This is a genomic window from Burkholderia sp. IDO3 (genome assembly GCF_003366075.1).
Classification (GTDB): Bacteria; Pseudomonadota; Gammaproteobacteria; order Burkholderiales; family Burkholderiaceae; genus Burkholderia; species Burkholderia anthina.
Genome location: NZ_CP028962.1, coordinates 1,253,186 through 1,279,644 on the forward strand (window position 1 = coordinate 1,253,186; position 26,459 = coordinate 1,279,644).

A 26,459-nucleotide genomic window follows, 5' to 3' on the forward strand; every position below is an offset into this window, starting at 1 on the left:
CATCCGACATGCCGCTTTCCCTTTCTCCCGTCATCGCCGGCACGCCGTTCGACATCGGCGTGCGCCTCGGCGAACTCGCGCGCCCCGTGTTCGATACGTACATGCAGCAGAGCAGCGCATGGCAGGCCGTGCGCCGCTGGCGCGGCCATCCGTTCGTCGACGCGTTGCGACAGGCCGCGCTGGCCGCGTACCCCGATCTCGTCGCGGAGCTGGACGGGATCGCGGCGGGCGTCGGCTGGCCGGCCGAGGATATCTTCCTGTGGAACTGCCGCGGCGAACTGATCCACAACGCGCCGGACGGCTGCACGACGCTCGCCGGGCGCGACGCGCACGGCACGCGCTGGATCGCGCACAACGAGGACGGCGATCCGTACCTGCGCGAGCGCTGCCTGCTCGTCGACGTGCAGCCGCATGGCAAGCCGGGCTTCATCAGTTTCTATTACCCGGGCTCGCTGCCCGGCCATACGTTCGCCGCGAACCGTGCCGGCATCGCGCAGGCGATCAACAACCTGCGCATCCGTACGCCCGCGGCCGGCGTGCCGCGGATGATCCTCGCGCGCGCGGTGCTCGATGCGCCGTCGCTCGACGCGGCCACCGACGTGCTGCGCACGCATGCGCGCGCCAGCGGTTTCCATCACACGCTCGGCGCGACCGGCGACATGCGGGTGCTCAGCATCGAGGCGAGCGTCGCGCGTTGCTCGGTCGTCGATGTCGCACGTGTCACCGGCCACGCGAACCATCTCGTGCATCCGGGTTGCGACGCGGAAGCGCAGATCGTCACGCAGTCGTCCGGCGATCGCCAGCGGCGGGTCGATGCGTTGACGCCGGACATCGACGCGATCGACGCAGCCGCGTTGCTGCGCGTGCTGGGCGATCGCGCGCCGGAAGGGTTGCCGATCTATCGCGACGACCCGGCCGATCCCGACGACGAAAACACGCTGGCGACCGCGGTGTTCGCGATTCGCGACGCGGCGATCGACTTCACCATTCATCAACACGGCACGCAGCGTTTCGCGACGCGCATCGTGCCGGTCGCGCACGCGCCGAGCGCGTCCTGAACCATGAGGCAACGCATGACGACCGTTTTTCATCGCGCTCCGCGCGCCACCTTGCCCGTTGCCGTTGCAGGCGACGGCATCGAGATCGTCGACTCGACCGGCAAACGCTATATCGACGCGTGCGGCGGTGCGGCGGTGTCGTGTCTCGGGCACAGCAACCAGCGCGTGATCGATGCGATCAAGCGGCAGGCGCAGCAACTGCCGTACGCGCATACGTCGTTTTTCACGACCGAGGTGGCCGAGGAACTGGCCGACCGGCTCGTCGATGCGGCACCGGCCGGCCTCGAGCACGTGTATTTCGTGTCGGGCGGGTCCGAGGCGATCGAGGCTGCATTGAAGCTCGCGCGCCAGTATTTCGTCGAGAAGGGCGAACCGTCGCGCCGCCATTTCATCGCGCGGCGCCAGAGCTATCACGGCAATACGCTGGGCGCGCTCGCGATCGGCGGCAACGCATGGCGGCGCGAGCCGTTCCTGCCGCTGTTGATCGAAGCACATCACGTGAGCCCGTGCTATGCGTACCGCGATCAACTGGCCGGCGAAACCGACGAAGCGTATGCGCAGCGTCTGGCCGACGAGCTCGAGCAGAAGATCGTCGCGCTCGGCGCGGAAAACGTCGCGGCGTTCGTCGCGGAAACGGTGGTTGGTGCCACGGCCGGTGCGGTGCCGCCGGTGCGCACCTACCTGAAGAAGATCCGTGCGGTGTGCGACAAGTACGGCGTGCTGCTGATTCTCGATGAAATCATGTCGGGGATGGGGCGGACGGGTTATCTGTTCGCATGCGACGAAGACGGCGTCGCGCCCGACCTGCTGACGATCGCGAAAGGGCTCGGCGCAGGCTACCAGCCGATCGGCGCGACGCTCGTCAGCGACCGCATCTACCGGACCATCGTCGACGGCTCGGGTTTCTTCCAGCACGGCCATACGTACCTCGGCCACGCGACGGCATGCGCGGCCGCGCTCGAAGTGCAGCGCGTGATCGCCGAAGAGAAACTGCTCGACAACGTGAAGGCGCGCGGCGAGCAACTGCGTGCGTCGTTGCGCGCGCATTACGGCGCGCATCCGCATGTCGGCGACGTGCGCGGCCGCGGGCTGTTCGTCGGCGTCGAACTCGTGCATGATCGCGATACCAAAGCGACGTTCGATCCCGCGTTGAAGCTGCATGCGGCAGTCAAGCGCGAGGCGATGCAGCGCGGCCTGATGGTATATCCGATGGGCGGCACGATCGACGGCGTGCATGGCGATCACATCCTGATCGCGCCGCCGTTCATCTGCACCGCGCAGCAGATCGACACGATCGTCGAGCGGCTGTCCGGCGCGATCGATGCGGCGCTCGCATCGGCCGGCGCGTAAACGACGACCTCACGGAATCCTCACCATGACGGACAGACTGCCTCCCTTCGATCCCGCATCGGCCACCGACGAGCAGAAGGCCGTGCTCGCCGAGATCCTCAGCGGCCCGCGCGGCAACCTGAACGGGCCGTTCCTCGGCTGGATCGCGAGCCCCGAGCTCGCGCAGCACGCGCAACGCCTCGGCGCGTTCTGCCGCTATCGCACGGGCTTGTCGCTGCGCCTGTCGGAGCTCGCGATTCTCGTGACCGCCGCGCGCTGGCGTTCGCAGGCCGAGTGGCACATCCACCATCCGATCGCGCTCGATGCCGGCGTGCCGGCCGCGACGGCCGACGCGATCCGGCGTGGCGTCGAGCCGGCGTTCGAATCGGACGACGATGCGCTGATCCATGCGTTCGCAACCGAGCTGTACGACACGAAGCGCGTGAGCGATGCCACCTTCGCGCGTGCGCAGGCGCGTTTCGGTCACGAGACCGTCGTGAACCTCGTCGCGCTGCTCGGCTATTACGCGCTCGTCGCGATGACGCTCAACACGTTCGGTATGCGCGCGGACGGGCAAACTGTTTTACCGTTTCCGGAATAATCGCCGCGCACACGCGCATCGGCACAGGCCGCGCGTACGTTCGGATTGCGTCGAAAAGCCCGTCTGCACGGGCTTTTCCGCATTTTTGCCCCGGCTCGATCGACAGGCTCGCCGCGTCTTGCTGACGCACATCGCGCCGTCTGCACTTTCAGCGCAGGAAATTTTCCCCGCCCCTAGAATTTCGGCAAACAGCTTACGGGGGAATAACGATGCGCTGGGTCCTGTTGATCGTGTTCATTGCGTGTGTGGTGTACACGCATCGGCGCGGCAAGGTTCGGCACAGGTTGTTCAGGCAACTATCCGATCACTCGACCTTCACTGCACCGCTGAACTGCTTTTCCTACGCGTTCTCGTCGGTGCCGACCACGCCGTTTCTCGACACGCAGCACTTTCCGGAGCTCGCGGCGCTGCAGCGCGAATGGCAGACTTTGCGCGGCGAAGCGCTCGCATTGCGCGACGCAAGCCGGATCAAGGCGTCGGGCGAGTACAACGACATCGGCTTCAATTCATTCTTTCGCAACGGCTGGAAGCGCTTCTATCTGAAGTGGTACGACGCGCCGCATCCGTCCGCGCGGGCGTTGTGTCCGCGAACGGTCGAGATCCTGTCGCGGATTCCGTCGATCAAGGCCGCGATGTTCGCGCAACTGCCGCCGGGCGGCAAGCTCGGGCTGCATCGCGATCCGTATGCGGGCTCGCTGCGCTATCACCTCGGGCTCGACACGCCGAACGACGCCGCGTGCCGGATCGTCGTCGACGGCGAGTCGTATGCATGGCGCGACGGCGAGGCCGTGATGTTCGACGAAACCTATCTGCATTGGGCCGAGAATCGCACCGGGCACGATCGCGTGATCCTGTTCTGCGATATCGACCGGCCGATGAAATATCGCTGGGCACAGCGCATCAACGATACGTTCGGACAACTGCTGATGCGCGCGGCCGCATCGCCGAACGAGACGGGCGACCGCACGGGCCCGCTCAATCGTGCCTTCAAGTACCTGTATGCGATTCGTCGTGCCGGCAAGCGGCTGAAAGCGTGGAATCGAACCATGTACTACATCGTCAAGTGGGTTCTGTTCGGCGGGATCGCGGTTGCGATCTTCTGCATCTGAAGGGCGCAAGGCACACGCAGTCGAACCATCTGACGATAGGGCGGCGCGCTGTTGCGCGGCCCCGGCGACGTGGGGTCGATATCAATGCAACCAAATGTATTCGTGCGGGATCAAGCGCGAACGCACGCGTATGATGGCTCGTTCACGTCGATAAGATCAGTGAGCAAGCATGACGAGTACCCGAAAAACCTTGATGATCGCCGGCGGATTGCTGGTTGCCGCGGCAGGCACCGGCTACGTGATGCTCCTGCGTGCGGACCACCGTGCGATCGCGGAAGCCGGCATCGGCGATTCCGCCGCGCCTGCCGCCGCCGTGGCGAGCGCGAACGACGGTCACACCGCAGAAGGCGCGATTGCACCGCCTGCGGCGGTCGCCATCCCGTCCGCGCACGTGGACGACGTCGTGCCGCAACAAACGCCTGCCGCGCGCACGAGTGCGGCGCCGGCATCCGCTGCCGTCGTGCCGGTGATCGCCGCGCATGCACCACCGGCGAAGCCGAGTGCGCCGCCACCGGCCGTCCCTGTCGTGACGGCGGAGCCGGAGGGCGCGACCCCGCCGAAGGCCGAACTCGCGCAACCGGTGCAATCCGCGCCGCCGGTCCAGGCGGCACAGGCGAGCCAGCCGAGCCAGCAGGCGTATCAGCCGCCGCAACACGCGGTGCGCAAGCGCGATGGACTCGAGCGCCACGCAGCGACAACCACGACCACGGCCAGAAATGCCGAAACGCCGGAAACGGCCGAGCTCGTGCGCGAATCCGCGAAGCTCGATCCGTCGCTGCCGCCGCCGCAATATGTGCCGCCGTCGAACTCCGGCCAGCAGCGCGCGTCGGCGGGCTCGAACGCGGTGGCTGCCGCGATGACGGATCAACTGGTTCGCCAGTCGAGCAGTTTCAAGGCACCGACTCCGGCGAACGCGGGCCCCGCCGTGGCTCGGTAAGCGTGGCTCGGCAAGACCAGCGCGGCCGGCCAGTGCACTCGCACATCGCAAACCGACGCCGGATGAAAAAGGACCCCGCACGCCGACCAGGGCATGCAGGGCCAAGAGAGACGATTCGGTGTGGTGCGTCGCGCGTTATGCGGCGATCGCTTCTTCGGCCTGCGGCGCGGCGGCCGCAGCCGGCGTCGCGTCTTGCCGGATCAGGTAGTCGAACGCGCCGAGCGATGCCTTCGCGCCTTCACCGACCGCGATCACGATCTGCTTGAACGGCACCGTCGTCACGTCGCCGGCCGCGAACACGCCCGGCACCGACGTCGCGCCGCGTGCATCGACGACGATCTCGCCGTGCTTCGACAGGTCGATCGTGCCTTTCAGCCATTCGGTGTTCGGCACGAGGCCGATCTGCACGAACACGCCTTCGAGATCGATGCGCTTCGTATCGCCCGAACGCAGATCCTTGTAGACGAGCCCGTTCAGCTTGCTGCCGTCGCCGGTCAGCTCGGTCGTCTGCGCCTGCGTGACGATCGTCACGTTCGGCAGGCTGCGCAGCTTGCGCTGCAGCACTTCGTCCGCGCGCAGTTGCGTGCCGAATTCGATCAGCGTGACTGCCTTCACGATGCCGGCCAGGTCGATCGCGGCTTCGACACCCGAGTTGCCGCCGCCCACCACCGCGACGCGCTTGCCCTTGAACAGCGGGCCGTCGCAGTGCGGGCAGTACGCGACACCGCGGTTGCGGTATTCGCGCTCGCCCGGCACGTTGATTTCGCGCCAGCGCGCGCCGGTCGCGAGAACGATCGTCTTCGCCTTCAGCACCGCGCCGTTCGCGAGGCGGATCTGGTGCACGTCGCCCGGAATCAACGCATCGGCGCGCTGCACGTCCATGATGTCGACGTCGTACTGCTTCACGTGCTGCTCGAGCGCGGTCGCGAACTTCGGCCCTTCGGTTTCCTGCACCGACACGAAATTCTCGATCGCCATCGTGTCGAGCACCTGGCCGCCGAAACGCTCGGCCACGACGCCCGTTGCGATGCCCTTGCGTGCCGAGTAGATCGCGGCCGCCGCACCGGCGGGGCCACCGCCGACGATCAGCGTGTCGAACACTTGTTTGTTCTCGAGCGACTTCGCGGCACGGGCGCTGGCGCCCGTATCGAGCTTCGCGAGGATTTCCTTCACGCTGCTGCGGCCCTGGCCGAACGATTCGCCGTTCAGGAACATCGTCGGCACGGCCATGATCTGGCGGGCTTCGACTTCGTTCTGGAACAGCGCGCCGTCGATCGCGACGTGGCGGATGCGCGGGTTGACCAGCGACATCACGTTCAGCGCCTGCACGACTTCCGGGCAGTTCTGGCACGACAGCGAGAAATACGTTTCGAACGCGTAGTCGCCGTCGAGCGCACGGATCTGTTCGATCACATCGTCGTCGAGCTTGACCGGATGGCCGCCCGTCTGCAGCAGCGCGAGCACGAGCGACGTGAATTCATGGCCCATCGGGATGCCGGCGAAGCGGATGCCGGCCGGCTTGCCGGGCTCGCCGATCGAGAACGACGGCTTGCGCTCGGCGTCGTCGCGGCGTTCGGCCACGGTCACGCTCGACGTCAGCGACGCAATCTCGTTCAGCAGCGCAAGCAGTTCCTGCGACTTCGCGCTGTCGTCGAGCGACGCGACGAGTTCGATCGGGCGCGTGATCTTTTCGAGGTACGCTTTCAGTTGGTTCTTGAGATTGGCGTCGAGCATGGCGTTTCGGATTCCGTATTGATGATTCTGGTCGGGCACGTCGTGCCGGAGGAGGGCGCGAGCCGCGCGAGGCGGCCCGTGGTGATGCTTGTCGCGCGCCCCGTGCGAGGCGCGCGGCGACCCTTAGATCTTGCCGATCAGGTCGAGCGACGGGGTCAGCGTTTCCGCACCCGGCGTCCACTTGGCCGGGCACACTTCACCCGGGTGCGCCGCGATGTATTGCGCGGCCTGCACCTTGCGCAGCAGTTCGCCTGCGTCGCGGCCGATGCCGTTGTCGTGGATTTCGCACAGCTTGATCTCGCCTTCCGGGTTGATCACGAACGTGCCGCGCAGCGCCATCCCTTCTTCCTCGATCAGCACGTCGAAGTTGCGCGACAGCGTGAGCGTCGGGTCGCCGATCATCGGATACTTGATCTTGCCGATCGTGTCCGACGTGTCGTGCCATGCCTTGTGCGTGAAGTGCGTGTCGGTCGACACGCCGTAGATTTCGACACCCAGCTTCTGGAATTCCGCGTAGCGGTCGGCGAGGTCGCCCAGCTCGGTCGGGCAGACGAACGTGAAGTCGGCCGGGTAGAACACGACGACGGACCACTTGCCCTTGAGGTTTTCTTCGGTCACGGGCACGAAATCGCCGTTGTGGTATGCGGTTGCCTTGAACGGTTTGATTTGGGTGTTGATGATCGGCATCTTGCGAGTTCCTTTTGCTTGGGTGTTGAAGAAGTGTTCCCAGTATCCGGGTTCACCCCAGGTTTGTGAAATTGCTTGTTTCAATCCGCGGCATCGGGAATTTCTATCTGCTTCCGGCCCCTGTTCGTGGCGGTCGATCCGTTCGGCGAGATCGTGCGCGCGCTGTTGCCGGTGATCGGCAGCCCGGCTGTCGTGTCGGCGCTCTGCGCGTTGCCGTCGTGCGGGTGAAGAGCAACGGCGAACAGCGTGGCGCTCGTCGGCGTATCAGGCGTATTGGGTGGGATGGATGAGGCCGCTGGCCACGGGCGACTTCATGCGCCGCGTGATTCAATTGACTTGACGCACGCACGCACGCACGCACGCACGCACGCGACGCTCACGCACCGGGTCGTCGGTATCGCGGTGATGGGCTGCACGGAAATGCCGATCGCCGCATGCGCGCTGCGTCGTTCGCGTATGCGATCGCGCCCGGCTAAGGGGCGCAGCGTGATGCGGCTGGGCATGTGTCCGTCGCGCCCGACGGACACCGCTCATGCTAGATCTGATAAGGCGCGCGGACGCCGGGCTCGGTGACGGGGAAGTCCTTCGTGTTGCGCGACACGAACAGCAGGCCGTTCACTTGCGCGGACGCCCAGATGATCGCGTCGGGCAGGCGCATGCGATGTTCCTTGCGAATCGTTACAGCGCGATTCGCGACCGTGCCATCGAGCGGGATGATGGCGAACGACGAAAGCCACGCGCGGATCGCCGCGTCGTCGCCGGCCGTCGCGCCGACCAGCACTTCCATCCAGGTAATCATGCTGATCGCCCGGTAGTCGTAGCGGGCGAGTTCCGTTCGTGCGGCCTCCACGCCACCCAGGTAGTCGATCAGGATGTTGGTGTCGAAGAGGGCCTTTACCATTCCGCGCGCAGTGCTTGCTGATAGGCGAGCCCGTCGAGCGCGCGGTTTCTCCAGAGGCCGAACACGGTGTCGGCAGATTGCCGCCGGTGCTGCGCGAGGCAGGCGTCGGCCGGATTCGGGCGGCCGGAATGCCGGGCCGCGCCATGGGTGTAGATGAGTGCTTTTACCATTCTGAGCGCAGTGCCTCCTGATAGGTGAGCCCGTCGACCGCACGATCTTTCCAGAGACCGAACACGTTGTCGGCATGCGAACGCTTGTGCTGCGCGATATACGCGTCGATCGCATCGCGAATGATCGCAGCGCGAGGGCGTTGCTCAGTCTCGACGATGGCGGCCAGCTCGTCGAGCTGGCCATTCGACAGATCAATCAGGATACGGCTCATCGCAACCTCCGATATACGATATGCATATCATATATATGCCTGCCGGCACCCGCAAGGCGCCGGCGGGGCAGCGAGGCCCGACAGGGGCGCAGGCAGCCGTCCGTCCGCGCGTTTACGCCGCCATCTTCCTCAGCCATTCGGCCAGCCGTCGTGCGCCGTCCGGCATATCCGCATCCTCGCGCGTGCACAGGTAGTAGTCGCGTCCATCGTCGAGCGCGTGATCGAACAGCTTCACGAGCGCGCCGCTGGCCAGTTCGCGCTCGACCAGCGGCGCGCGCAGCAGCGCGGCGCCGAGATCCGCGCGCGCCGCGCTCAGCGTGAGCTGCCCGTCCTCGAACATCGGCCCGACCGCGTGCGACACATGGCGCACGCCGGCGCCCTGCAGCCAGTTGACCCACGTGCTGCGATCCTCGTCGTGCACGAGCGGGGCGCGGGCGAGGTCGGCCGGCGTGCGGAACGGCCCGTGGCGCTTCAGGAACGACGGGCTGCACATCGGCACCATCGCGCCCGGCAGCAGCCGCTCGCAGCGGTAGCCGGGCCAGTCGCCGGTGCCGAAGCGGATCGACAGGTCCGACGCGTCGCTTCGGTAGTTGCGGTGGTGCGCATACAGCACGGTCACGTCCACGTCGGTGTTGTCGGCGAGGAACGCATGCAGCCGCGGAATGAACCAGCCGATGCCGAGCAGCGGGATCAGGCTGATCGTGATTTGCCGCAGCGACGAGCGATCGCGCACGAAGCGCGTCGCGCTGCGCAGTACCGAGAACGCGGCGCTGATCGAGCGGTAATAGTCGCGCCCTTCGTCGGTGAGCGCGAGCAGCCGGCCTTCGCGCACGGTCAACGGCGTCTGGATGAATGCCTCGAGCAGTTGCAGCTGGTGACTGACCGCGGACGGCGTGATGTCGAGTTCGTGCGCGGCCGCAGTGACCGAGCCGAGACGTGCGAACGCCTCGAACGCGCGGACGGCGCGCAGTGGCGGATCGTGCGGCAATTGTTCGATATTTTTCATGTATCGAATTTTATAGAAAAGTCGGGGTAAGCGATAGTATAAAAATATCCTGTATTTACAGGTAATTACGATATCGTGTTGGGAATCGTATAAGCATCCAACAATTGAATATTTGGGGTGTGGGTGCTGAGTCTTTAATATTTTTCATGTTTTGATCCGAACCGCTGATCCCCGCACATGAAAATCGCTTTCCTTCCCGCCAGCCTCGCATTCTCCGCGGCCACGCTGATCGCGTCCGTTCCCGCCTTCGCGCAATCCGCGCCGCAAACGATCCTGATCGGCCTCGCCGCGCCGCTCACCGGCCCGTCCGCACGGATCGGCAAGGACCTGCAGAACGGCGCGCAGCTCGCGATCGACGACGCCAACGCGAAGCATCCGAGCATTGGCGGCAAGCCGGTCGTCTACAAGCTCGTCGCGGCCGACGATCAGTCCGACCCGCGCACGGCCGTCGCGGTCGCGCAGCAACTCGTCGACCAGCACGTGATCGGTGTCGTCGGCCACTGGAACACGGGCTGCAGCGTGCCGGCGTCGCGTGTCTATCGCGATGCGGGCATTCCGCAGATCGCACCGGCGTCCACCGGCCACCAGTACACGCAGCAGGGCTACGCGACGGCGTTCCGGATCATGGGTCACGACGATGCGGGCGGCAACTTCACCGGCACCTATGCGGTGAAGACGCTGAAGGCGAAGCGCATCGCCGTGATCGACGATCGCACGTCGTTCGGCGCGGGGCTGGCCGACCAGTTCATCAAGGGCGTGCAGGCGAACGGCGGCACGATCGTCGATCGCCAGTACGTGAACGACAAGACCACCGACTTCAGCGGCGTGCTGACCGCGATCAAGGGCAAGCGCGCGGATCTCGTGTTCTTCGGCGGGCTCGATGCGCAAGCGGCACCGATCGCGCGCCGGATGCGCCAGCTCGGCGTGAACGCGACGCTGCTCGGCGCGGGCGGCTTCGTGAGCCAGACCTTCCTGTCGCTTGCCGGCAAGGACGGCGACGGCGTGACGGCGCTCGAACCGGGCCTGCCGCTCGACCGGATGCCGGGCGGCAAGGCGTTCGACGCGCAATACCGCGCACGCTTTCACGCGCCGATCGAGCTGCACGCGCCGTTCGCGTACGACGCGGCCGCCACGCTGATCGCCGCCGCGCAAAAGGCCGGCACGACGCAGCCGGCGAAGCTCGTCGCGGCCGTGCGTGCGATCGACCGTGCCGGCGTGACCGGCCGGATCGCGTTCGACAACGAAGGCAATCTGAAGGATCCGGCATTCACGATCTATCAAGTGCGCGGCGGCAAGTGGACCGTCGTCGACGTGCTCGGCGGCGCGCGCACCGCAGCGAAATAACGACGGAGACGACCCCATGACCGATACCACCCAGGCATCCGCCGCCGCAGCGCCCGAGGACGCGCGCCTCGGCATCCTCGCGCGGCGCCGCATCGAAGCGGAAATCATCAAGCCGATCTACGAGATCATGAAGCGCGAATTCGGCACCGAACGCGCGCAGGCCGTGATCGCGGAAGCGGTACGCGGCGCGGCCGTCGACGCGGGCCGCGCGTTCGCCGCGCAGGAACCCGACGGCACGAGCGTGCAGTCGTTCATCGCGCTGCAGGTGCTGTGGGAGAAGGACGATGCGCTCGACGTCGAAGTGCGCCGCGCGGACGACGCGCACTACGACTACGACGTGCATCGTTGCAGCTACGCGGAGATGTATCACGCGATGGGGCTCGGCGAGATCGGCCACCTGCTGAGCTGCGCACGCGACAGTTACTTCATCGACGGCTACGACCCGCGCATCGCGCTGACGCGCACGAGCACGATCATGCAGGGCGGCAAGCGCTGCGATTTCCGCTATGCGCTGCAGACCGCGCCGCGCGACAACGCACCGGAGCGCGGCAATGCGTGACGACCTCGCGCTTGCGCCGCGCGTCGACGGCGAGCGCCTGTGGGCGTCGCTCGAACGGATGGCGCAGATCGGCGCGACGCCGAAGGGCGGCGTCTGCCGTCTCGCGCTGACCGATCTCGATCGCGAGTCGCGCGACCTGTTCGCGCAGTGGGCGCGCGACGCCGGCTGCACGGTGCGCGTGGACCGGATGGGCAACGTGTTCGCGCGCCGCGCGGGCCGCAATCCCGATGCGGCGCCGGTGCTGACCGGTTCGCACGCGGATTCGCAGCCGACGGGCGGCCGCTACGACGGCATCTACGGCGTGCTCGGCGGCCTCGAAGTCGTGCGCGCGCTCAACGATGCGGGCATCGAGACCGAGCGCCCGATCGACGTCGTGATCTGGACCAACGAGGAAGGCTCGCGTTTCGCGCCGGCGATGATTTCGGCCGGCGTGTTCTCCGGCGTCTATACGCTCGAATACGGGCTGTCGCGCACCGACGGCGCGGGCAAGACGATCGGCGAGGAGCTCGAGCGGATCGGCTATGCGGGCACGGAGCCGGTCGGCGGGTATCCGCTGCATGCCGCGTACGAACTGCATATCGAGCAGGGTGCGATTCTGGAGCGCGCCGGCAAGACGATCGGCGTCGTGACGGCCGGGCAGGGGCAGCGCTGGTACGAGGTGACGCTCACGGGCGTCGATGCGCACGCGGGCACGACGCCGATGGAATTCCGCCGCGACACGCTCGTGGGTGCCGCGCGGATGATCGAATTCGTCGATGCGCTCGGCCGGCGCCATGCGCCGCACGCACGTGCGACGGTCGGGATGATCGAAGCGCGGCCGAATTCGCGCAACACGGTGCCGGGCGGCTGCTTCTTCACGGTGGAATTTCGTCATCCTGACGATGCGGTGCTCGACGCACTCGATGCCGCGTTGCGTGCGGAGCTGGCGCGCGTGGCCGATGCCGCCGGGCTCGGCGCGCAGATCGAGCAGATCTTCAAGTATCCGCCGGTGCCGTTCGCACCGGCCTGCATCGGTGCGGTGCGGGATGCGGCGCAGGCGCTCGGGCTGTCGCACATGGACATCGTGTCCGGCGCGGGCCACGACGCGTGCTATGTCGCGCGCGTCGCGCCGACCGGCATGATCTTCGTGCCGTGCGTCGACGGCTTGAGCCACAACGAGGCCGAGGCGATCACGCCGGAATGGGCGGCGGCCGGCGCCGACGTGCTGCTGCGCGCGGTGTTGCGGAGCGCGCAGGAGCCGGGCGTCTGAGCGGCGCGCCGGCGCGGCTTACTTGCCGGCTTTGCGCCGTGCCATGTAGGTGAGGTAAGCGACGATCTGGTCGAGTTCCCGGTCGCTCAACTGATCGGGCGGGAAGGCCGGCATCACGCGGCCCGGCCAGTCGCGCACCGACGCCGGATTGCGGATGTAGCGGCGCAGCGCGGCGGGCTGGAAGTAGTCGACCGGGTTCATCGGCGTGTTCAGGTCCGGGCCGGCATGGCTGCTGCCCGCGCCGTCGAGCCGGTGGCACGCGAGACATTGCGTGACGAACAGTCGCTGCCCCGCGCGGGCCGGATCGTTCGCCGGCAGCGCCGGATCGACGGCGAGCGACGGCCAGCGCGCGAGCGGCGACGATTCGATCGTGATCCGCACGATCTGATAAGGCCACTGCTCGCCGCGCACCGACGACGCGTCCGGCCCCAGCCACACGAGATAGAACGGCCCGGCGCTGACCGGCTTGCCCGGCAGCTTCGGCCACGGACGAGCGGGGTCCTCGATCGCGAGCCACGCAACGGCGCCGGCCGGCGCGCCGCGGCGCACGAGATCCAGCGGCAGTTGCGCGGCGAAGCCGTCGGCCGCACGCGTTTCGAGCACGCCGGCCGCCGGCAGCGGCATGTCGCCGAGCAGCGCGGCAAACGGCACCGCGCGGAACGTCATCGGCCGGCCGTACGCGATGTCGCGCGGCACATGAATGTCGGTTGCGTCGGGGCGGGCAAGCAGCGCCTGCCGCGTCAGGACGCGCGGCGTGCCGTCGGTATCGAGTTCGAGCGAGGACTGCGCGGATGCGCGCGCGGCGATCAGGCACATCGTCAGCAGCAACAGCGAAAACCACTGGCGCTTCGGCATTCGTTCTCCGTGGAAGGGCGTTCCGGCGGCGACGGGAAGGCGGGCGCCGCGGCCGATGGATGGAATCGGGCGACAGTCTATCCGGTACGGGCGGCGCTGGCGACTTCGGCGCGGGAGCGGCGTAGCGCCAGGGATCGGGCCGAACAGTAACGACGGATGCCGCGCTGCGGCGAAGCGTGCGCGCGCTGCGTTACCGGCTGCCGCCTGCGCTGCGACGCGCGATGCGAACGGCCGGCGCGGGCGCGCGTTCGGCGGCGATCGTGTCGGCGGCCGCGGTGCGCGGCCGGTTCATGATGTAGGTCCACAGCTGTTCGGCGGCGAGCCCGCGCTTGCGCGCCGACCGGTACAGGCGGATCTCGAGCTCGGTGATCCAGTGTTCCGAGCCTGCGCGCACGAGCGAACCTTCCGCGAGTTCCTTCGCGACGCAACTCTCCGGCAGCCAGCCGATGCCGTGCCCGGCCACGACCATGCCCTTCAGCGCTTCGGACATGTGCGTCTCGAAGCACCGATGCAGCGCATACGACTCGGACGCGTTCAGCAGCAGCATCTCCACGACGTTGCCGAGGAACGCGCCCGACGAATACGCGAGCAGCGGCAGCGGCGCGTCCGGCGTGCCCGGCAGTTCGAAGACCGGCTTGCCGCGCGCGTCGGGCGTCGACACCGGCAGGATCCGTTCGACGCCGAGCGTGACGAACGGGAAGTGGTTCGGATCGAGCACGATCGGCAGTTGCGGATGGTGATAGCCGAGCAGCAGGTCGCATTCACCTTCGACCAGCTGCTGCACGCCCTCGGGCACGTTCACCGCATTGACGCGCGCGGTCACGTGGCCGACTTCGCCGTTCAGTTGCTTGAGCCATTCGGGAAACAGCGTGAACACGAGCGTATGCGCGACCGCAAAACGCACGACCTGGTCGCTCGCCGCGAACTGGTCGTAGCCGTTCACGAGATTGCGTGCCGCATACATGCTGCGCAGGATGTCGGCGGCCAGCCCGCGGAACATCTGGCCGGCCGGCGTCAGCGCGACCGGATTGATGCTGCGGTCGACGAGCTTCGCATCCATCCACGTTTCGAGTGCGGCTATTCGTCTGCTGAATGCCGACTGCGTGAGATGCCGATGACGCGCGGCCCGGGAAAAGCTCTTGGTATCCGCGAGGCTCAGGAAATCTTCCAGCCACTTTGCTTCCATTTCGATCTTCGCTTTTTATAGTCGGGCGCCCACGGGGCGGCGGCGCCGTTTCGCTGCACGAACCTTCTAGCCTACCGCGCCTCGTGCATGCCCGGCCGATGTTTTTTTTCGATGGGTGTCAGTCGAAATATGCATGAGCGTTGTCGGCGGCATTACGGCTGCATACGTTTGAGGCGCCGGACCCGGCTAACCGGTTGGTTCATCGCGTCGAACGACGGTGCAGCCGCAGACGGTACTTCCCCAGGGCCGGCCGCGCCGGGTGCGTGGCTGGCCCGCCCTTCGCGAAACCCGTCGCGACGGGCGGGGCACGCGGGCAGGACGATGGCCGGCACGGGCCGCCGCATCGCGCAAGGGCCGCGCGACGCGCGCATTGGTGCAGTGCAGATTGCACACGCGTGACATGCGGGGAAACTATGTTCGACAGGCGCGGCGCCGGCCGCGCGATCGCGGCGCGCCGATGCGCGGGTTCGAGCCACCGTGCACCGTCGTGGTGCGGCGTGGCGCGCAGGCGTGCGCCGATGACGCGAAAAGGGGGAATCGACGGGGGGCAGGCAAGGCACGTTCCTTGCAAAGCAGTGATTACGCCGGTCCGGCATGCGCAATGCCGGGGAGAACGATGGAGAACAATTCGATGAAACCGTTCGATGAAATGTTGCAATCCGGCGAAATGGTCAGGGCGCCTTATGCGCGCCTGAAGCAGTGGCTCGACACGCAGAACCCCGCGAGCCTCGCCCAGAAAGCCCACGACGCGGAAGGCGTGTTCCGCAGGACGGGCATCACGTTCGCCGTGTACGGCGACGCCCAGGCCGCCGAGCGGCTGATTCCGTTCGATATCGTCCCGCGCATCATTTCGGGTGCCGAATGGAGCCGGCTGTCGCTCGGCATCGAGCAGCGCGTGATGGCGCTCAACGCGTTCCTCGACGACATCTACCACCGCCAGGAAATCGTGCGCGCGGGCATCGTGCCGAAGCACCTGATCGCGCACAACGAAGCATTCATCCCGGAAATGATCGATTTCCGGCCGCCTGGCAACGTTTACACGCACATCATCGGCGTCGACATCGTGCGCACCGGCGAGAACGCGTTCTATGTGCTCGAGGACAACGCGCGCACGCCGTCGGGCGTGTCGTACATGCTGGAAAACCGCGAGACGATGATGCAGCTCTTCCCGGAGCTGTTCCAGCAGGTCAAGGTGCGCCCGGTCGAGACCTATCCGCAGATGCTGCGCCAGTCGCTCGCGGCCGTATGCCCGCCGGGCGGCAACGCCGACAATCCGACCATCGCCGTGCTCACGCCCGGCATCCACAATTCCGCGTACTACGAACATTCGTTCCTCGCCGACCAGATGGGCGTGCACCTCGTCGAGGGCAGCGACCTGCAGGTGATCGACGGCCGCGTCGCGATGCGCACCACGGAAGGCTTCCGGCCGATCGACGTGCTGTATCGCCGCGTCGACGACGCATTCCTCGATCCGCTCACGTTCCGCCCCGATTCGGTGCTCGGCGTGGCCGGGATCATGGACGTCTATCGCGCCGGCAACATCACGATCGCGAACGCGCCCGGCACCGGCATCGCCGACGACAAGGCGATCTATTCGTACATGCCGGAGATCGTCGAGTTCTACACGGGCCGCAAGGCGCTGCTGGAGAACGTGCCGACCTGGCGCTGTGGCGAGGCCGACAGCCTCAAGTACGTGCTCGACCATCTCGACGAACTGGTCGTGAAGGAGGTGCACGGCTCGGGCGGCTACGGGATGCTGGTCGGCCCGTGCGCGTCGAAGGCCGAACTCGAAGCATTCGCGGCGAAGCTGCGCGCGCGGCCCGCGAACTACATCGCGCAACCCACGCTGGCGTTGTCCACGACGCCGATCCTGACCGAAGCGGGCCTTGCGCCGCGCCACGTCGACCTGCGGCCGTTCGTGCTGGTGTCGGACCGGATCCGCATCACGCCGGGCGGGCTCACGCGCGTCGCGCTGAAGGAAGGATCGCTCGTCGTCAACTCGAGCCAGGGCGGCGGCACCAAGGACACCTGGGTGCTGGCCGACTGAGCCGGGCACGACCGCGCGTGCCGCAGCCGGCACGCGAACCGAACGAAGACGGAGTGGACACGAGATGCTTCTGGGACGAACTGCGAGCGGTCTCTACTGGATGTACCGCTATATCGAGCGCGCGGAAAACATCGCGCGCATCGTCGATGCCGGGCTGCGAATGGCGCTCACGCGCACGTCCGACGCGCCGGCCGAATGGTCGTCGGTGCTGGTCAGCTCGGGCGCGGACGACGGCTATCGTCAGAAGTACGACGCCTATGCCGCCGATACCGTGACCGACTACCTGCTGCGCGACCGCGACAACCCGTCGAGCGTGCTGTCGTGCATCGAGGCCGCGCGCTCGAACGCACGGATGGTACGCACGGCGCTCACGCGCGAAGCGTGGGAGAGCGTGAACGGTGCATGGCTCGCGCTGTGCGGCGCGCTTGCGCAGCCGGTGCCGGAGAGCGCGCTGCCGGCCGTGCTCGACGAGGTGAAGCGCGAAACCGCGCTGATACTCGGCAGTTTCTACAGCACGATGCTGCGCAACGAGATCTTCGACTTCGCGCAGATCGGCGCATTCGTCGAGCGCGCGGACAACACCGCGCGCATCCTCGACGTGAAATACCACCTGCTGCTGCCGTCGGTGTCGCACGTCGGCACGATTCTCGACAACTACCAGTGGGAGACGATCCTGCGCTGCGTGGCCGCGCACCGGTCGTATCGCTGGGTGTACGACGTGCAGTACAAGCCGATGAACATCGCCGACTACCTGATCCTGAACGGCCGCATGCCGCGTTCGCTGCGCTATTGCTACGGGCGCGTCGTGTCGAGCCTGAACCTGCTCGCGAAGGATTACGGCGTGACACACCCGTGTCACGACACGGCCACGAAGATTCTGCAGATGCTGTCCGATACCACGGTCGAGCGAATCTTCAAGAGCGGCCTGCACGAGTTCCTGACCGATTTCATCGGCCGCAACAACAGCCTCGGGGCCGACATCGCCCAGGCCTACAACTTCGACTGAGACTTGCCATGCGACTCGCCATTCGACACATTTCGCGTTATCAGTTCGACGATCAAGCCACCCATGCGCTGCAACGGCTGCGGCTGCGCCCGCAATCGGGGCCCGGGCAGACGGTGCGCGCGTGGCAGGTCACGATCGACGGCGTCGAGCCGACGCTGTCGTATGCGGACGGGCTCGGCAACCAGATCGATCTCGTGCGTCACGAACGCGGCGCGAAGCACGAGATCGTCGTGGTCGCCGCCGGCGTCGTCGAAACACAGGATCGCGCGGGCATCGTCGGCAATCCGGAGGGTTATGCGCCGCCCTGGATCTTCGAGCGCGAAACCGCGCTCACGAAAGCGGGCGAACTCGTGCGCGAGCTCACGCAGGCGCTGCCGATCGAGCCGCGCAGCCTCGATGCGCTGCACTGGCTGATGACGGAAGTGCACGGCCGCATCGCATATGCGCCGAACCTGGCGGCGGATGCGCCCGTCGATGCCGAAACCGCGTTGCAAAACGGCGAGGGGACGAGCCGCGACCATGCGCATGCGTTCATCGCGGCCGCGCGTGCGCTGAAGGTGCCCGCGCGCTATATCTCCGGCTACGTGCTCGCCGACAGCGCGATGCAGCGGATCGCCGACGCGAAGCAGAGCGCCGGCGGCGAAGACGCGGAGGAAGCGCTCGCGCTGCAGAGCGGCGACGGCATGCAGCAGGTGCTCGGCGCGTCGCATGCCGCGCAGTCGCAGGGTGCGCCGCACGCGGCGCTCGCCGCGCAGCCGCAGGGCGTTGCGCTGATGCAGCAGCCCGCCGGCCATGCATGGGCCGAGGCCTATGTCGAAGGGCTCGGCTGGGTCGGCTTCGATCCGTTCATGAACCGCTGCCCGGACGAGCGTTACGTGCGCATCGCCGTCGGTCTCGACTCTCGCGATGCGCAGCCGGTGACGGGGCTCGGCGCGCGCGCCACCGGCGTCGAGATCAGCGTCGTGCAGTCGCCGGAACTGGTCTGACACGCACCTTCGCCGAACCCGTCGTGCCGTGCCGCCGCAGCAGCGGCGACGCGGCGCGCGCGGGCGGCCCAACCCGAACCGAGCGGCTTCCCCATGCCTATCCACGTCGCGCTGCATCACACCACCCGCTACCGCTACGACCGGCCCGTGAACCTCGGTCCGCAGGTCGTGCGGCTGCGGCCCGCGCCGCACTGCCGGACGCCGATCGTCGCATATTCGATGACGGTCGACCCGGCGCAGCACTTCATCAACTGGCAGCAGGATCCGTTCTCGAACTATCTCGCGCGGCTCGTGTTTCCGGAGCGCACCGAGCACTTCGAGATCACGATCGATCTGGTCGCCGAGATGTCGGTGTACAACCCGTTCGACTTCTTTCTCGAAGCGAGCGCGGAGCAATACCCGTTCAGCTATGACGACGCGCTGAAGACCGAACTCGCGCCGTATCTCGCATGCGATCCGCAAACGAGTGCGGCACCGCTGTTCCGTGCATACGTCGACGGCGTCGACCGCACGCCGGCCGGCACCGTGAACTTCCTCGTCGCGCTGAACCAGCAGCTGCAGCGCGACATCGGTTATCTCGTGCGGATGGAACCGGGTGTGCAGACGCCCGAAGAAACGCTCGAACTCGCGTCCGGATCGTGCCGCGACAGCGCATGGCTCCTCGTGCAGCTGTGCCGGCATCTCGGCATCGCCGCACGCTTCGTGTCCGGCTACCTGATCCAGCTCACGCCCGACGTGAAGGCGCTCGATGGCCCGAGCGGCACGTCGGTCGACTTCACCGACCTGCACGCGTGGTGCGAGGTCTACCTGCCGGGCGCGGGCTGGATCGGCTTCGACCCGACGTCGGGCTTGCTCGCCGGGGAAGGCCATATCCCGCTCGCGTGCACGCCGCAGCCGACCAGCGCGGCGCCGGTCGAAGGGCTGATCGACGAATGCGAAGTGTCGTTCGAGCACGCGATGACGGTGACGCGCGTGTACGAATCGCCGCGCGTGACGAAGCCGTATACGGAGCAGCAATGGGACGCGGTCCGCACGCTCGGCGCGCAGGTCGACGGCGCGCTGACGGCCGGTGACGTGCGGCTGACGCAAGGCGGCGAGCCGACCTTCGTGTCGATCGAGGATCGCGACGGCGCTGAATGGAACACCGATGCGCTCGGCCCGACCAAGCGCGGTTATGCGACCGAACTCGTGCAGCGGCTGCGCGCCGAGTACGGCGCAGGCGGCTTCCTGCATTTCGGGCAGGGCAAGTGGTATCCGGGCGAGCAGCTGCCGCGCTGGGCGCTGTCGATCTTCTGGCGCGCCGACGGGCAGCCCGTGTGGCACGATCCGTCGTTGTTCGCCGACGAGCGCGAGCCGTCCGCCTGCACGACCGGCGACGCGAAGCGTTTCATCGACGCGCTGGCCGCGCGGCTCGGGCTGACCGACGAATTCGTGCGGCCCGGTTACGAGGACGTGTGGTACTACCTGTGGCGCGAACGCCGGTTGCCGGTCAACGTCGACCCGTTCGATTCGCGTCTGGACGACGAGCTCGAACGCGCGCGGCTGCGCAAGGTGTTCGAGCAGCAGCTCGACAGCGTGGTCGGCTACGTGCTGCCGATCAAGCGCACGGAGGAGGCGAGCCTCGACGGTCCGCGCTGGCAGACGGGGCCGTGGTTCTTCCGCGACGAGCGCATGTATCTCGTGCCCGGCGATTCGCCGATGGGCTATCGGTTGCCGCTCGATTCGCTGCCGTGGGTCGGCAGCGCCGACTATCCGTACCTGGTCGAACGCGATCCGTTCGCGCCGCGCGATGCGCTGCCGGACGCGGCGGCATTGCGTGCGCGACACGCGGGCGCCGCCGATGCGCCGCGCTATCTGGCGGGCGTGCATCGTGAAACGTCTGCGCAGACCGTCATGCAGTGGCGCAACGACGGCACGGGAGCAAGTGCCGGGGCCACCGAACAGGGCACGCAGGACGCACATCGTCACCCCGAGCGCTTCGAATCGGCCGCATGGATCACGCGCACCGCGCTGTGCGCCGAAGTGCGCAACGGCATCCTGTATCTCTTCATGCCGCCGCTGGCCGCGCTCGAGGATTATCTCGACCTGCTCGCGGCGATCGAGCTGACCGCGCACGCGCTCGACGTGAAGCTCGTGCTCGAAGGCTATCCGCCGCCGCGCGATGCGCGGCTCAAGCTGCTGCAGGTCACGCCCGACCCCGGCGTGATCGAGGTGAACATTCATCCGGCCAGAAGCTTCGGCGAACTCGTCGATCAGACCGAATTCCTCTACGACGCCGCGTGGCAGTCGCGACTGTCGAGCGAGAAGTTCATGGTCGACGGCCGGCACGTCGGCACCGGCGGCGGCAACCACTTCGTGCTCGGCGGCGCGACGCCGGCCGACAGCCCGTTCCTGCGCCGTCCGGACCTGCTCGCGAGCCTGATCGCGTACTGGCACAACCATCCGTCGCTGTCGTACCTGTTCTCCGGGCTCTTCATCGGTCCGACGAGCCAGGCGCCGCGCGTCGACGAGGCGCGCAACGACCAGCTCTACGAACTCGACATCGCGTTCGCCGAGATCCAGCGCAACAAGCTGCTGTACGGGCAGGACATGCCGCCGTGGCTCGTCGACCGCGTGCTGCGCAACCTGCTGATCGACGTGACCGGCAACACGCACCGCAGCGAATTCTGCATCGACAAGCTGTATTCGCCCGATTCGCCGACCGGGCGGCTCGGCCTGCTCGAACTGCGCGCGTTCGAGATGCCGCCGCATGCGCGGATGAGCATCGTGCAGCAACTGCTGCTGCGTGCGCTGGTCGCGCGCTTCTGGGCCGCGCCGTACACGACGCCGCTCACGCGCTGGGGCACCGCGCTGCACGATCGCTTCATGCTGCCGGCGTTCCTCAAGATGGATTTCGACGACGTGCTGGCGGAGCTGCGCGACGCCGGTTTCGCGTTCGATTCCGCGTGGTTCGCGCCGCACTTCGAATTCCGCTTCCCGCTGTTCGGCCAGATCGCGGTGAACGGGATGCAACTGTCGCTGCGCGGCGCGCTGGAGCCGTGGCACGTGATGGGCGAGGAGGGGGCGCCCGGCGGCACCGTGCGCTACGTCGATTCGTCGGTCGAGCGGCTCGAGGTGCGCGTGACGGGGCTGAACGACAACCGGCACGTCGTGACCGTCAACGGCCGCGCGCTGCCGCTGCAGCCGACCGGCACCGTCGGCGAGTACGTCGCGGGCGTGCGCTACAAGGCGTGGGCGCCGCCGTCGGCGCTGCATCCGACCATCGGCGTGCATGCGCCGCTCACGTTCGACATCGTCGATACGTGGCTGCAGCGCTCGCTCGGCGGCTGCCGGTATCACGTCGCGCATCCGGGCGGGCGCAACTACGCGACGTTTCCCGTCAATGCCTACGAGGCCGAAAGCCGCCGGCTCGCGCGCTTCGTCGCGATGGGACACACGCCGGGGCGGATGACGGTCGAGGCCGCCGCGCCGAGCCGCGAATTCCCGTTCACGCTCGACCTGCGACGGCCCTGATCTCCGGATGAAAGGACGGATGCCGATGCGCGATTCGCGCCTTCCCGGCCCGCCGGCCGATGGCGGCCCCGACGGAGTGCTAGGATGCGGGCAGATTGCACCCGCTCGCCGCGCCTGCCGCGCTCGATTGCCGATGCGGCGGCGCGCGGGCGCCGCCGCATCCTGACGACGGAACGACACCCGTGCCGCCCATTCACCCCGACGATCTCGCCGCCGCCGACGCGATGCCCACGCTCTTCGATACCGGCGCGCAGCCGGACGCCGCGGAACTGGCCGCCGCGCTCGCGGCGCCTGCCGCCGCAGGCCGCTACGACGAACTGCGCGGCAGCGCCGCCGGCCTCAACGCGCCGCCGCTCGCACCGGCGTGGCGCAGCTTTTTCACGTCGATCGGCAGCGACGGCGTGGCCGACCTCGATCGCCGCGCCGAAGCGTTGCAGCGGCGCATGCGCGAGAACGGCCTGTTCTATCAACTGCACGAACAACGCGCGGGCGACGGCGCGGCCGGGCCGTGGTCGCTCGACCTGCTGCCGCTGATCGTCACGCCCGAGGACTGGGTCGCGATCGAGCGTGGCGTGCTGCAGCGCGTGCGGCTGCTGAACGCGACGATGGCCGACCTGTACGGGCCGCAGACGATCCTGCAGCGCGGGCTGCTGCCGCCCGCGCTCGTGACCGGGCATCCCGGCTACCTGCGCGCGATGCGCGGCGCACGCGTGCCGGGCGATACGTGGCTGCACGTCGTCGCGTTCGATCTCGCGCGCGGGCCCGACGGACAATGGCGGATCGTCGCGCAGCACACGCAGGGGCCAGCCGGCCTCGGCTATCTGCTCGAAAACCGGCTGATCGTGTCGCGGCTCTTTCCGCGCGGATTCCGCGGGCTGCGCGTGCAGCGGCTCGCGTCCGCGTACCGTTCGCTGCTGCAGAGCATGCAGGCGCTGAGTCCGGCCGCCCGGAAATCGCGGATCGTGCTGCTGACGCCGGGGCCGCACAGCGCGACCTATTTCGAGCATGCGTATCTCGCGCGCTACCTTGGCCTCACGCTGGTCGAGGGCGGCGACCTGACCGCGCGCGACAACCGCGTATTCCTGAAGACATTGCGCGGGCTCGAACCCGTGCACGGGATCCTGCGCCGCGTCGACGACGCGTGGCTCGATCCGCTCGAGCTGCGGCCCGATTCGCTGCTCGGCGTGCCGGGGCTGCTGCAGGCCGTGCGCGCCGGCAACGTGCTGCTCGCGAACGCGCCGGGCTCGGGCTTTCTCGAATCGCCGGGCGTGCTCGGTTTCATGCCGCGCCTGGCGGAAGGGCTGCTCGGCGAAACGCTGACGCTGCCTGCCGTGCATTCGTGGTGGTGCGGCGAGGCAGCCGCGTGCGAAGACGCACTGCCGCAACTCGCGCGCGGCATCGTGAAGCCGTCGTATCCGCCCGATGCGCAGGCGGGCGGCGCGTTCGATCCGGTGATCGGCGCGCGGCTCACGCAGGCGCAGCTCGCCGAGTGGCGCGCGCGGATTCTGGCGCGGCCCGAGCATTACACGGTGCAGGCCGACCTGCCGCTGTCGCAGGCGCCCACCTGGCCGGGGCACGACGCGCACGATGGCAATGGCGGCGCGCGCATCGTGCCGAAGCCGCTGCTGCTGCGCGTGTTCGCGCTCGCCGACGGCGCGCAGCGCTGGCGTCTCCTGCCGGGCGGACTGTCGCGGGTCGGCACGCGCGACACGTTGTTCAATGCGCCGATGCCGCGCGGCGGCAGCACCGTCGATACGTGGGTGATGACCGAAGGCATCGTCGATTCGACGACGCTGCTGCAGACGCATCTCGGCCCCGACGATCTCGTCGGGCGCCCGCGCGCGATCGCGAGCCGCGCGGCCGAGAACCTGTTCTGGCTCGGCCGCTACACCGAGCGCGCGACCAACCTGATGCGTCTCGCACGTGCCGCGCTCGAACGGCTGCGCGGCGAGGACGACGTCGACAGCCCCGCCCATCTGGAGCTGATCGACACGCTGTGCCGCGACACCGGCCTGATCGCCTCCGACGCGCCGAACGCCGTCGATGCGCCGCGCGCGTTCCAGCACGCGCTGGCGACGTCGCTGACACGCGGCGCGGACCGCACGTCCGGCATCGCATCCTGCCTGTTCGGGATGCGCGGCGCGGCCGCCGCGATTCGCGAGCGGCTGTCGAGCGATCAGTGGCGGCTGATCGACGACGCGACGCAACTCTTTGCCGACAGCGCCGATCACCCGGAAGCCGAGGAGCAGATCGGCAACGAGGCGCTGCAACTGCTGGAACGCCTCGGGCTGCTGCTCGGCGCGATTACCGGCGCGCAGACTGACAACATGACGCGCGACGACGGCTGGCGGCTGCTGTCGATCGGCCGGCAGATCGACCGGCTGGACTTCCTGTGCAGCGTGCTGAAGTTCGCGTTCGAAGAGGGCGCCGTGCACCGGCAGGACGGCTTCGAGCTCGTGCTGGAGCTGTTCGACAGCACGATCACGTTCCGCTCGCGTTTCCAGCGCGGCTTCGACGTCGCGCCGCTGTTGTCGCTCGCGGTGCTCGACACCGACAACCCGCGCTCGCTCGGCTGGGTCGTGCAGGCGCTGCGCGGCCGGCTGACGAAGGTCGAGCACAGCGAAGGCTATGCGCTGTCCGAGCTGGCCGAGACGATTCCCGACGTGCCCGCGTGGTCGCTGCACGAACTGTGCGAAACCGGCGACGACGGCCGGCACGACAAGCTGCTCGAAGCGCTCGATACGACGGTGAAGGCCGTGTGGGATCTGTCGAACCGGATCGGCGAACGTTATTTCAGTCACGTACGCGAGGCGGGCAGGACGCTATGGTGACGCCGAAACACACGGCGAAGATGCCGCCCGCATCCGGTTCCGGCAACGCCACGGCTGCGACGCCGGCGACACGCACCGTGCCGAAAACACCGGCGGCGCCGACCGTGCCGGCCACGCCGGCTGCCGTCGCGCCCGGCCGCTTGCTGCGCGTGACGCACGACACCGAATACCGTTACGCCGCGCGCGTCGAGTCCGCGCAGCATCAGGCGCGGCTGCAGCCGCTCGCGACGCTGCGCCAGCAGGTGCTGTCGTTCGCGCTGGAGATCGAACCGGTGCCCGAAGCGGTCGGCACCGAGATCGACGCATTCGGCAACGCACGGGCGTCGTTCGCGCTGAACCAGCCGCACGACACGCTGTTCGTACGCAGCCGCAGTATCGTACGCGTGACGCCCCCCGTGTGGTCGCAAGGCGCGCGCGGTGCGCCGCCGCCCGCGATCGCGAACCCCGATGCCGAGTGTGCGACGGCCTGGGAAGCCGTGCGCGAGCGCCTGCGGTTTCGTGCGGGGCAACCGTATGATGCCGCGAGCGAATTCGTGTTCGCGTCGCCGCATGTGGCGTGCGATCCCGAGCTGGCCGCATATGCGGCCGAGAGCTTCACGCCGCAGCGGCCGCTCGTGCAGGCGGCATGGGATCTGATGCGGCGGATTCACGCCGATTTCGCATACACGCCGAACAGCACCGACATCACGACGACCGCGCTCGATGCGCTCCGCTTGCGCAAGGGCGTGTGCCAGGATTTCGCGCACGTGATGATCGGCGCGCTGCGCTCGCTCGGGCTTGCCGCGCGTTATGTGAGCGGCTATCTGCTGACGCAGCCGCCGCCCGGGCAGCCGCGATTGATCGGCGCGGATGCGTCGCACGCGTGGGTCGACGTGTACGACCCTGCGTGGCCGGAGGATGGCGGCTGGCTGCAGCTCGATCCGACCAACGATCGTGCACCGGGCGACGACTACGTGATGTTGTCGATCGGCCGCGACTATGCGGACGTGACGCCGCTGCGCGGCGTGATTCGCGGCGGCGGCGCGGACCAGGAGCTGAAGGTCGGCGTGACGGTCGAGCCGCTCGACGAGGATGCGCCTGATACGGCGTGATCGGCCGGCGGCGGTGCTGTTTCGGCGTTTAAGTCTTCGTTAATACTG

22 protein-coding genes are annotated in these 26,459 nt (G+C 67.8%); 14 read left to right on the forward strand and 8 right to left on the reverse strand.

Features of this window, described 5'->3' with window-relative positions; all coding sequences use genetic code 11:
* Nucleotides 1–8 precede the first annotated feature (8 nt).
* The 5 genes from DCN14_RS05820 to DCN14_RS05840 all read left to right on the forward strand — a co-directional run bounded on the left by DCN14_RS05820 (nucleotide 9) and on the right by DCN14_RS05840 (nucleotide 5,034).
* Nucleotides 9–1,058 carry a C45 family peptidase gene (locus tag DCN14_RS05820; RefSeq protein ID WP_096499189.1) on the forward strand — a complete coding sequence of 350 codons (1,050 nt, stop codon included), beginning with the start codon at nucleotides 9–11 and terminating at the stop codon, nucleotides 1,056–1,058.
* Nucleotides 1,059–1,073: 15 nt separating this feature from the next.
* Nucleotides 1,074–2,408, forward strand: a complete 1,335-nt coding sequence (locus DCN14_RS05825) for an aspartate aminotransferase family protein (protein WP_096499187.1) — start codon at nucleotides 1,074–1,076, stop codon at nucleotides 2,406–2,408.
* A gap of 25 nt (nucleotides 2,409–2,433) precedes the next feature.
* Nucleotides 2,434–2,988 carry a carboxymuconolactone decarboxylase family protein gene (locus DCN14_RS05830; protein WP_096499184.1) on the forward strand — a complete coding sequence of 185 codons (555 nt, stop codon included), beginning with the start codon at nucleotides 2,434–2,436 and terminating at the stop codon, nucleotides 2,986–2,988.
* A gap of 209 nt (nucleotides 2,989–3,197) precedes the next feature.
* Nucleotides 3,198–4,097 carry a lipid A hydroxylase LpxO gene (gene lpxO / locus DCN14_RS05835; protein ID WP_096499182.1) on the forward strand — a complete coding sequence of 300 codons (900 nt, stop codon included), beginning with the start codon at nucleotides 3,198–3,200 and terminating at the stop codon, nucleotides 4,095–4,097.
* A 169-nt stretch (nucleotides 4,098–4,266) separates the two neighbouring features.
* Nucleotides 4,267–5,034 (forward strand): extensin, encoded by a 768-nt coding sequence (locus DCN14_RS05840; protein ID WP_096499180.1) that lies wholly within the window; start codon nucleotides 4,267–4,269, stop codon nucleotides 5,032–5,034.
* A 135-nt stretch (nucleotides 5,035–5,169) separates the two neighbouring features.
* Here the strand turns inward: DCN14_RS05840 and ahpF are convergent, their stop codons facing one another.
* From ahpF to DCN14_RS05870, 6 genes are all read right to left on the reverse strand, one after another.
* On the reverse strand, nucleotides 5,170–6,768 hold the full coding sequence (gene ahpF / locus DCN14_RS05845; RefSeq protein WP_096499178.1) for an alkyl hydroperoxide reductase subunit F: 1,599 nt from the start codon (nucleotides 6,766–6,768) through the stop codon (nucleotides 5,170–5,172).
* 123 nt (nucleotides 6,769–6,891) lie between these two features.
* On the reverse strand, nucleotides 6,892–7,455 hold the full coding sequence (gene ahpC, locus DCN14_RS05850; protein ID WP_096499176.1) for an alkyl hydroperoxide reductase subunit C: 564 nt from the start codon (nucleotides 7,453–7,455) through the stop codon (nucleotides 6,892–6,894).
* Nucleotides 7,456–7,990: 535 nt separating this feature from the next.
* Nucleotides 7,991–8,356 carry a type II toxin-antitoxin system VapC family toxin gene (locus DCN14_RS05860; protein WP_096499174.1) on the reverse strand — a complete coding sequence of 122 codons (366 nt, stop codon included), beginning with the start codon at nucleotides 8,354–8,356 and terminating at the stop codon, nucleotides 7,991–7,993.
* On the reverse strand, nucleotides 8,350–8,526 hold the full coding sequence (locus tag DCN14_RS38380) for a hypothetical protein (RefSeq protein WP_172441850.1): 177 nt from the start codon (nucleotides 8,524–8,526) through the stop codon (nucleotides 8,350–8,352). The genes DCN14_RS05860 and DCN14_RS38380 overlap by 7 nt, the downstream gene beginning before the upstream one ends.
* On the reverse strand, nucleotides 8,520–8,738 hold the full coding sequence (locus tag DCN14_RS05865) for a ribbon-helix-helix protein, CopG family (RefSeq protein WP_096499172.1): 219 nt from the start codon (nucleotides 8,736–8,738) through the stop codon (nucleotides 8,520–8,522). Before DCN14_RS05865 ends, DCN14_RS38380 begins: the two co-directional genes overlap by 7 nt.
* Nucleotides 8,739–8,850: 112 nt before the next feature.
* The gene (locus tag DCN14_RS05870) at nucleotides 8,851–9,744 is read right to left on the reverse strand and encodes a LysR substrate-binding domain-containing protein (protein WP_096499170.1); all 894 of its coding nucleotides are present in this window, start codon (nucleotides 9,742–9,744) and stop codon (nucleotides 8,851–8,853) included.
* A 177-nt stretch (nucleotides 9,745–9,921) separates the two neighbouring features.
* Here DCN14_RS05870 and DCN14_RS05875 point away from each other — a divergent pair, with 177 nt between their 5' ends.
* Genes DCN14_RS05875 through DCN14_RS05885 form a run of 3 tightly spaced genes read left to right on the forward strand, consistent with a single transcriptional unit; the run spans nucleotide 9,922 to nucleotide 12,896 of the window.
* Nucleotides 9,922–11,088 (forward strand): branched-chain amino acid ABC transporter substrate-binding protein, encoded by a 1,167-nt coding sequence (locus DCN14_RS05875; RefSeq protein WP_096499168.1) that lies wholly within the window; start codon nucleotides 9,922–9,924, stop codon nucleotides 11,086–11,088.
* Between the two features lie 16 nt (nucleotides 11,089–11,104).
* Nucleotides 11,105–11,647: an L-2-amino-thiazoline-4-carboxylic acid hydrolase gene (locus tag DCN14_RS05880; RefSeq protein ID WP_096499166.1), complete on the forward strand. Its 543-nt coding sequence runs from the start codon at nucleotides 11,105–11,107 to the stop codon at nucleotides 11,645–11,647.
* The gene (locus DCN14_RS05885) at nucleotides 11,640–12,896 is read left to right on the forward strand and encodes a Zn-dependent hydrolase (protein WP_096499164.1); all 1,257 of its coding nucleotides are present in this window, start codon (nucleotides 11,640–11,642) and stop codon (nucleotides 12,894–12,896) included. Before DCN14_RS05880 ends, DCN14_RS05885 begins: the two co-directional genes overlap by 8 nt.
* Before the next feature lie 18 nt (nucleotides 12,897–12,914).
* Here the strand turns inward: DCN14_RS05885 and DCN14_RS05890 are convergent, their stop codons facing one another.
* Both DCN14_RS05890 and DCN14_RS05895 read right to left on the reverse strand, forming a co-directional pair.
* Nucleotides 12,915–13,751, reverse strand: a complete 837-nt coding sequence (locus tag DCN14_RS05890) for a cytochrome c (RefSeq protein WP_096499162.1) — start codon at nucleotides 13,749–13,751, stop codon at nucleotides 12,915–12,917.
* Between the two features lie 190 nt (nucleotides 13,752–13,941).
* Nucleotides 13,942–14,937: a LysR substrate-binding domain-containing protein gene (locus DCN14_RS05895; RefSeq protein ID WP_096499160.1), complete on the reverse strand. Its 996-nt coding sequence runs from the start codon at nucleotides 14,935–14,937 to the stop codon at nucleotides 13,942–13,944.
* A gap of 631 nt (nucleotides 14,938–15,568) precedes the next feature.
* On the opposite strand from DCN14_RS05895, the gene DCN14_RS05900 reads away from it, so the two are divergent.
* The 6 genes from DCN14_RS05900 (at nucleotide 15,569) to DCN14_RS05925 (ending at nucleotide 26,411) form a co-directional block, all read left to right on the forward strand.
* On the forward strand, nucleotides 15,569–16,984 hold the full coding sequence (locus DCN14_RS05900) for a circularly permuted type 2 ATP-grasp protein (protein ID WP_096499347.1): 1,416 nt from the start codon (nucleotides 15,569–15,571) through the stop codon (nucleotides 16,982–16,984).
* A 64-nt stretch (nucleotides 16,985–17,048) separates the two neighbouring features.
* Nucleotides 17,049–17,990 (forward strand): alpha-E domain-containing protein, encoded by a 942-nt coding sequence (locus DCN14_RS05905; RefSeq protein ID WP_096499158.1) that lies wholly within the window; start codon nucleotides 17,049–17,051, stop codon nucleotides 17,988–17,990.
* 8 nt (nucleotides 17,991–17,998) lie between these two features.
* Nucleotides 17,999–18,976, forward strand: a complete 978-nt coding sequence (locus DCN14_RS05910; protein ID WP_096499156.1) for a transglutaminase family protein — start codon at nucleotides 17,999–18,001, stop codon at nucleotides 18,974–18,976.
* A 93-nt stretch (nucleotides 18,977–19,069) separates the two neighbouring features.
* A complete protein-coding gene (locus DCN14_RS05915) occupies nucleotides 19,070–22,489 on the forward strand; it encodes a transglutaminase family protein (protein ID WP_096499154.1) in 3,420 nt (1,139 codons plus the stop codon).
* 224 nt (nucleotides 22,490–22,713) lie between these two features.
* Nucleotides 22,714–25,320, forward strand: a complete 2,607-nt coding sequence (locus DCN14_RS05920) for a circularly permuted type 2 ATP-grasp protein (protein ID WP_096499345.1) — start codon at nucleotides 22,714–22,716, stop codon at nucleotides 25,318–25,320.
* Nucleotides 25,314–26,411 carry a transglutaminase family protein gene (locus DCN14_RS05925; RefSeq protein WP_096499152.1) on the forward strand — a complete coding sequence of 366 codons (1,098 nt, stop codon included), beginning with the start codon at nucleotides 25,314–25,316 and terminating at the stop codon, nucleotides 26,409–26,411. The genes DCN14_RS05920 and DCN14_RS05925 overlap by 7 nt, the downstream gene beginning before the upstream one ends.
* Nucleotides 26,412–26,459 lie beyond the last annotated feature (48 nt).

What these genes read in the sequence shown, in the direction of transcription:
- DCN14_RS05820 (WP_096499189.1), top strand. Translation starts at nt 9, where the DNA reads ATGCCGCTTTCCCTTTCTCCCGTCATCGCCGGCACGCCGTTCGACATC.
- DCN14_RS05825 (WP_096499187.1), top strand. Translation starts at nt 1,074, where the DNA reads ATGACGACCGTTTTTCATCGCGCTCCGCGCGCCACCTTGCCCGTTGCC.
- DCN14_RS05830 (WP_096499184.1), top strand. Translation starts at nt 2,434, where the DNA reads ATGACGGACAGACTGCCTCCCTTCGATCCCGCATCGGCCACCGACGAG.
- lpxO (WP_096499182.1), top strand. Translation starts at nt 3,198, where the DNA reads ATGCGCTGGGTCCTGTTGATCGTGTTCATTGCGTGTGTGGTGTACACG.
- DCN14_RS05840 (WP_096499180.1), top strand. Translation starts at nt 4,267, where the DNA reads ATGACGAGTACCCGAAAAACCTTGATGATCGCCGGCGGATTGCTGGTT.
- ahpF (WP_096499178.1), bottom strand. Translation starts at nt 6,768, where the DNA reads ATGCTCGACGCCAATCTCAAGAACCAACTGAAAGCGTACCTCGAAAAG.
- ahpC (WP_096499176.1), bottom strand. Translation starts at nt 7,455, where the DNA reads ATGCCGATCATCAACACCCAAATCAAACCGTTCAAGGCAACCGCATAC.
- DCN14_RS05860 (WP_096499174.1), bottom strand. Translation starts at nt 8,356, where the DNA reads ATGGTAAAGGCCCTCTTCGACACCAACATCCTGATCGACTACCTGGGT.
- DCN14_RS38380 (WP_172441850.1), bottom strand. Translation starts at nt 8,526, where the DNA reads ATGGTAAAAGCACTCATCTACACCCATGGCGCGGCCCGGCATTCCGGC.
- DCN14_RS05865 (WP_096499172.1), bottom strand. Translation starts at nt 8,738, where the DNA reads ATGAGCCGTATCCTGATTGATCTGTCGAATGGCCAGCTCGACGAGCTG.
- DCN14_RS05870 (WP_096499170.1), bottom strand. Translation starts at nt 9,744, where the DNA reads ATGAAAAATATCGAACAATTGCCGCACGATCCGCCACTGCGCGCCGTC.
- DCN14_RS05875 (WP_096499168.1), top strand. Translation starts at nt 9,922, where the DNA reads ATGAAAATCGCTTTCCTTCCCGCCAGCCTCGCATTCTCCGCGGCCACG.
- DCN14_RS05880 (WP_096499166.1), top strand. Translation starts at nt 11,105, where the DNA reads ATGACCGATACCACCCAGGCATCCGCCGCCGCAGCGCCCGAGGACGCG.
- DCN14_RS05885 (WP_096499164.1), top strand. Translation starts at nt 11,640, where the DNA reads ATGCGTGACGACCTCGCGCTTGCGCCGCGCGTCGACGGCGAGCGCCTG.
- DCN14_RS05890 (WP_096499162.1), bottom strand. Translation starts at nt 13,751, where the DNA reads ATGCCGAAGCGCCAGTGGTTTTCGCTGTTGCTGCTGACGATGTGCCTG.
- DCN14_RS05895 (WP_096499160.1), bottom strand. Translation starts at nt 14,937, where the DNA reads ATGGAAGCAAAGTGGCTGGAAGATTTCCTGAGCCTCGCGGATACCAAG.
- DCN14_RS05900 (WP_096499347.1), top strand. Translation starts at nt 15,569, where the DNA reads ATGAAACCGTTCGATGAAATGTTGCAATCCGGCGAAATGGTCAGGGCG.
- DCN14_RS05905 (WP_096499158.1), top strand. Translation starts at nt 17,049, where the DNA reads ATGCTTCTGGGACGAACTGCGAGCGGTCTCTACTGGATGTACCGCTAT.
- DCN14_RS05910 (WP_096499156.1), top strand. Translation starts at nt 17,999, where the DNA reads ATGCGACTCGCCATTCGACACATTTCGCGTTATCAGTTCGACGATCAA.
- DCN14_RS05915 (WP_096499154.1), top strand. Translation starts at nt 19,070, where the DNA reads ATGCCTATCCACGTCGCGCTGCATCACACCACCCGCTACCGCTACGAC.
- DCN14_RS05920 (WP_096499345.1), top strand. Translation starts at nt 22,714, where the DNA reads ATGCCCACGCTCTTCGATACCGGCGCGCAGCCGGACGCCGCGGAACTG.
- DCN14_RS05925 (WP_096499152.1), top strand. Translation starts at nt 25,314, where the DNA reads ATGGTGACGCCGAAACACACGGCGAAGATGCCGCCCGCATCCGGTTCC.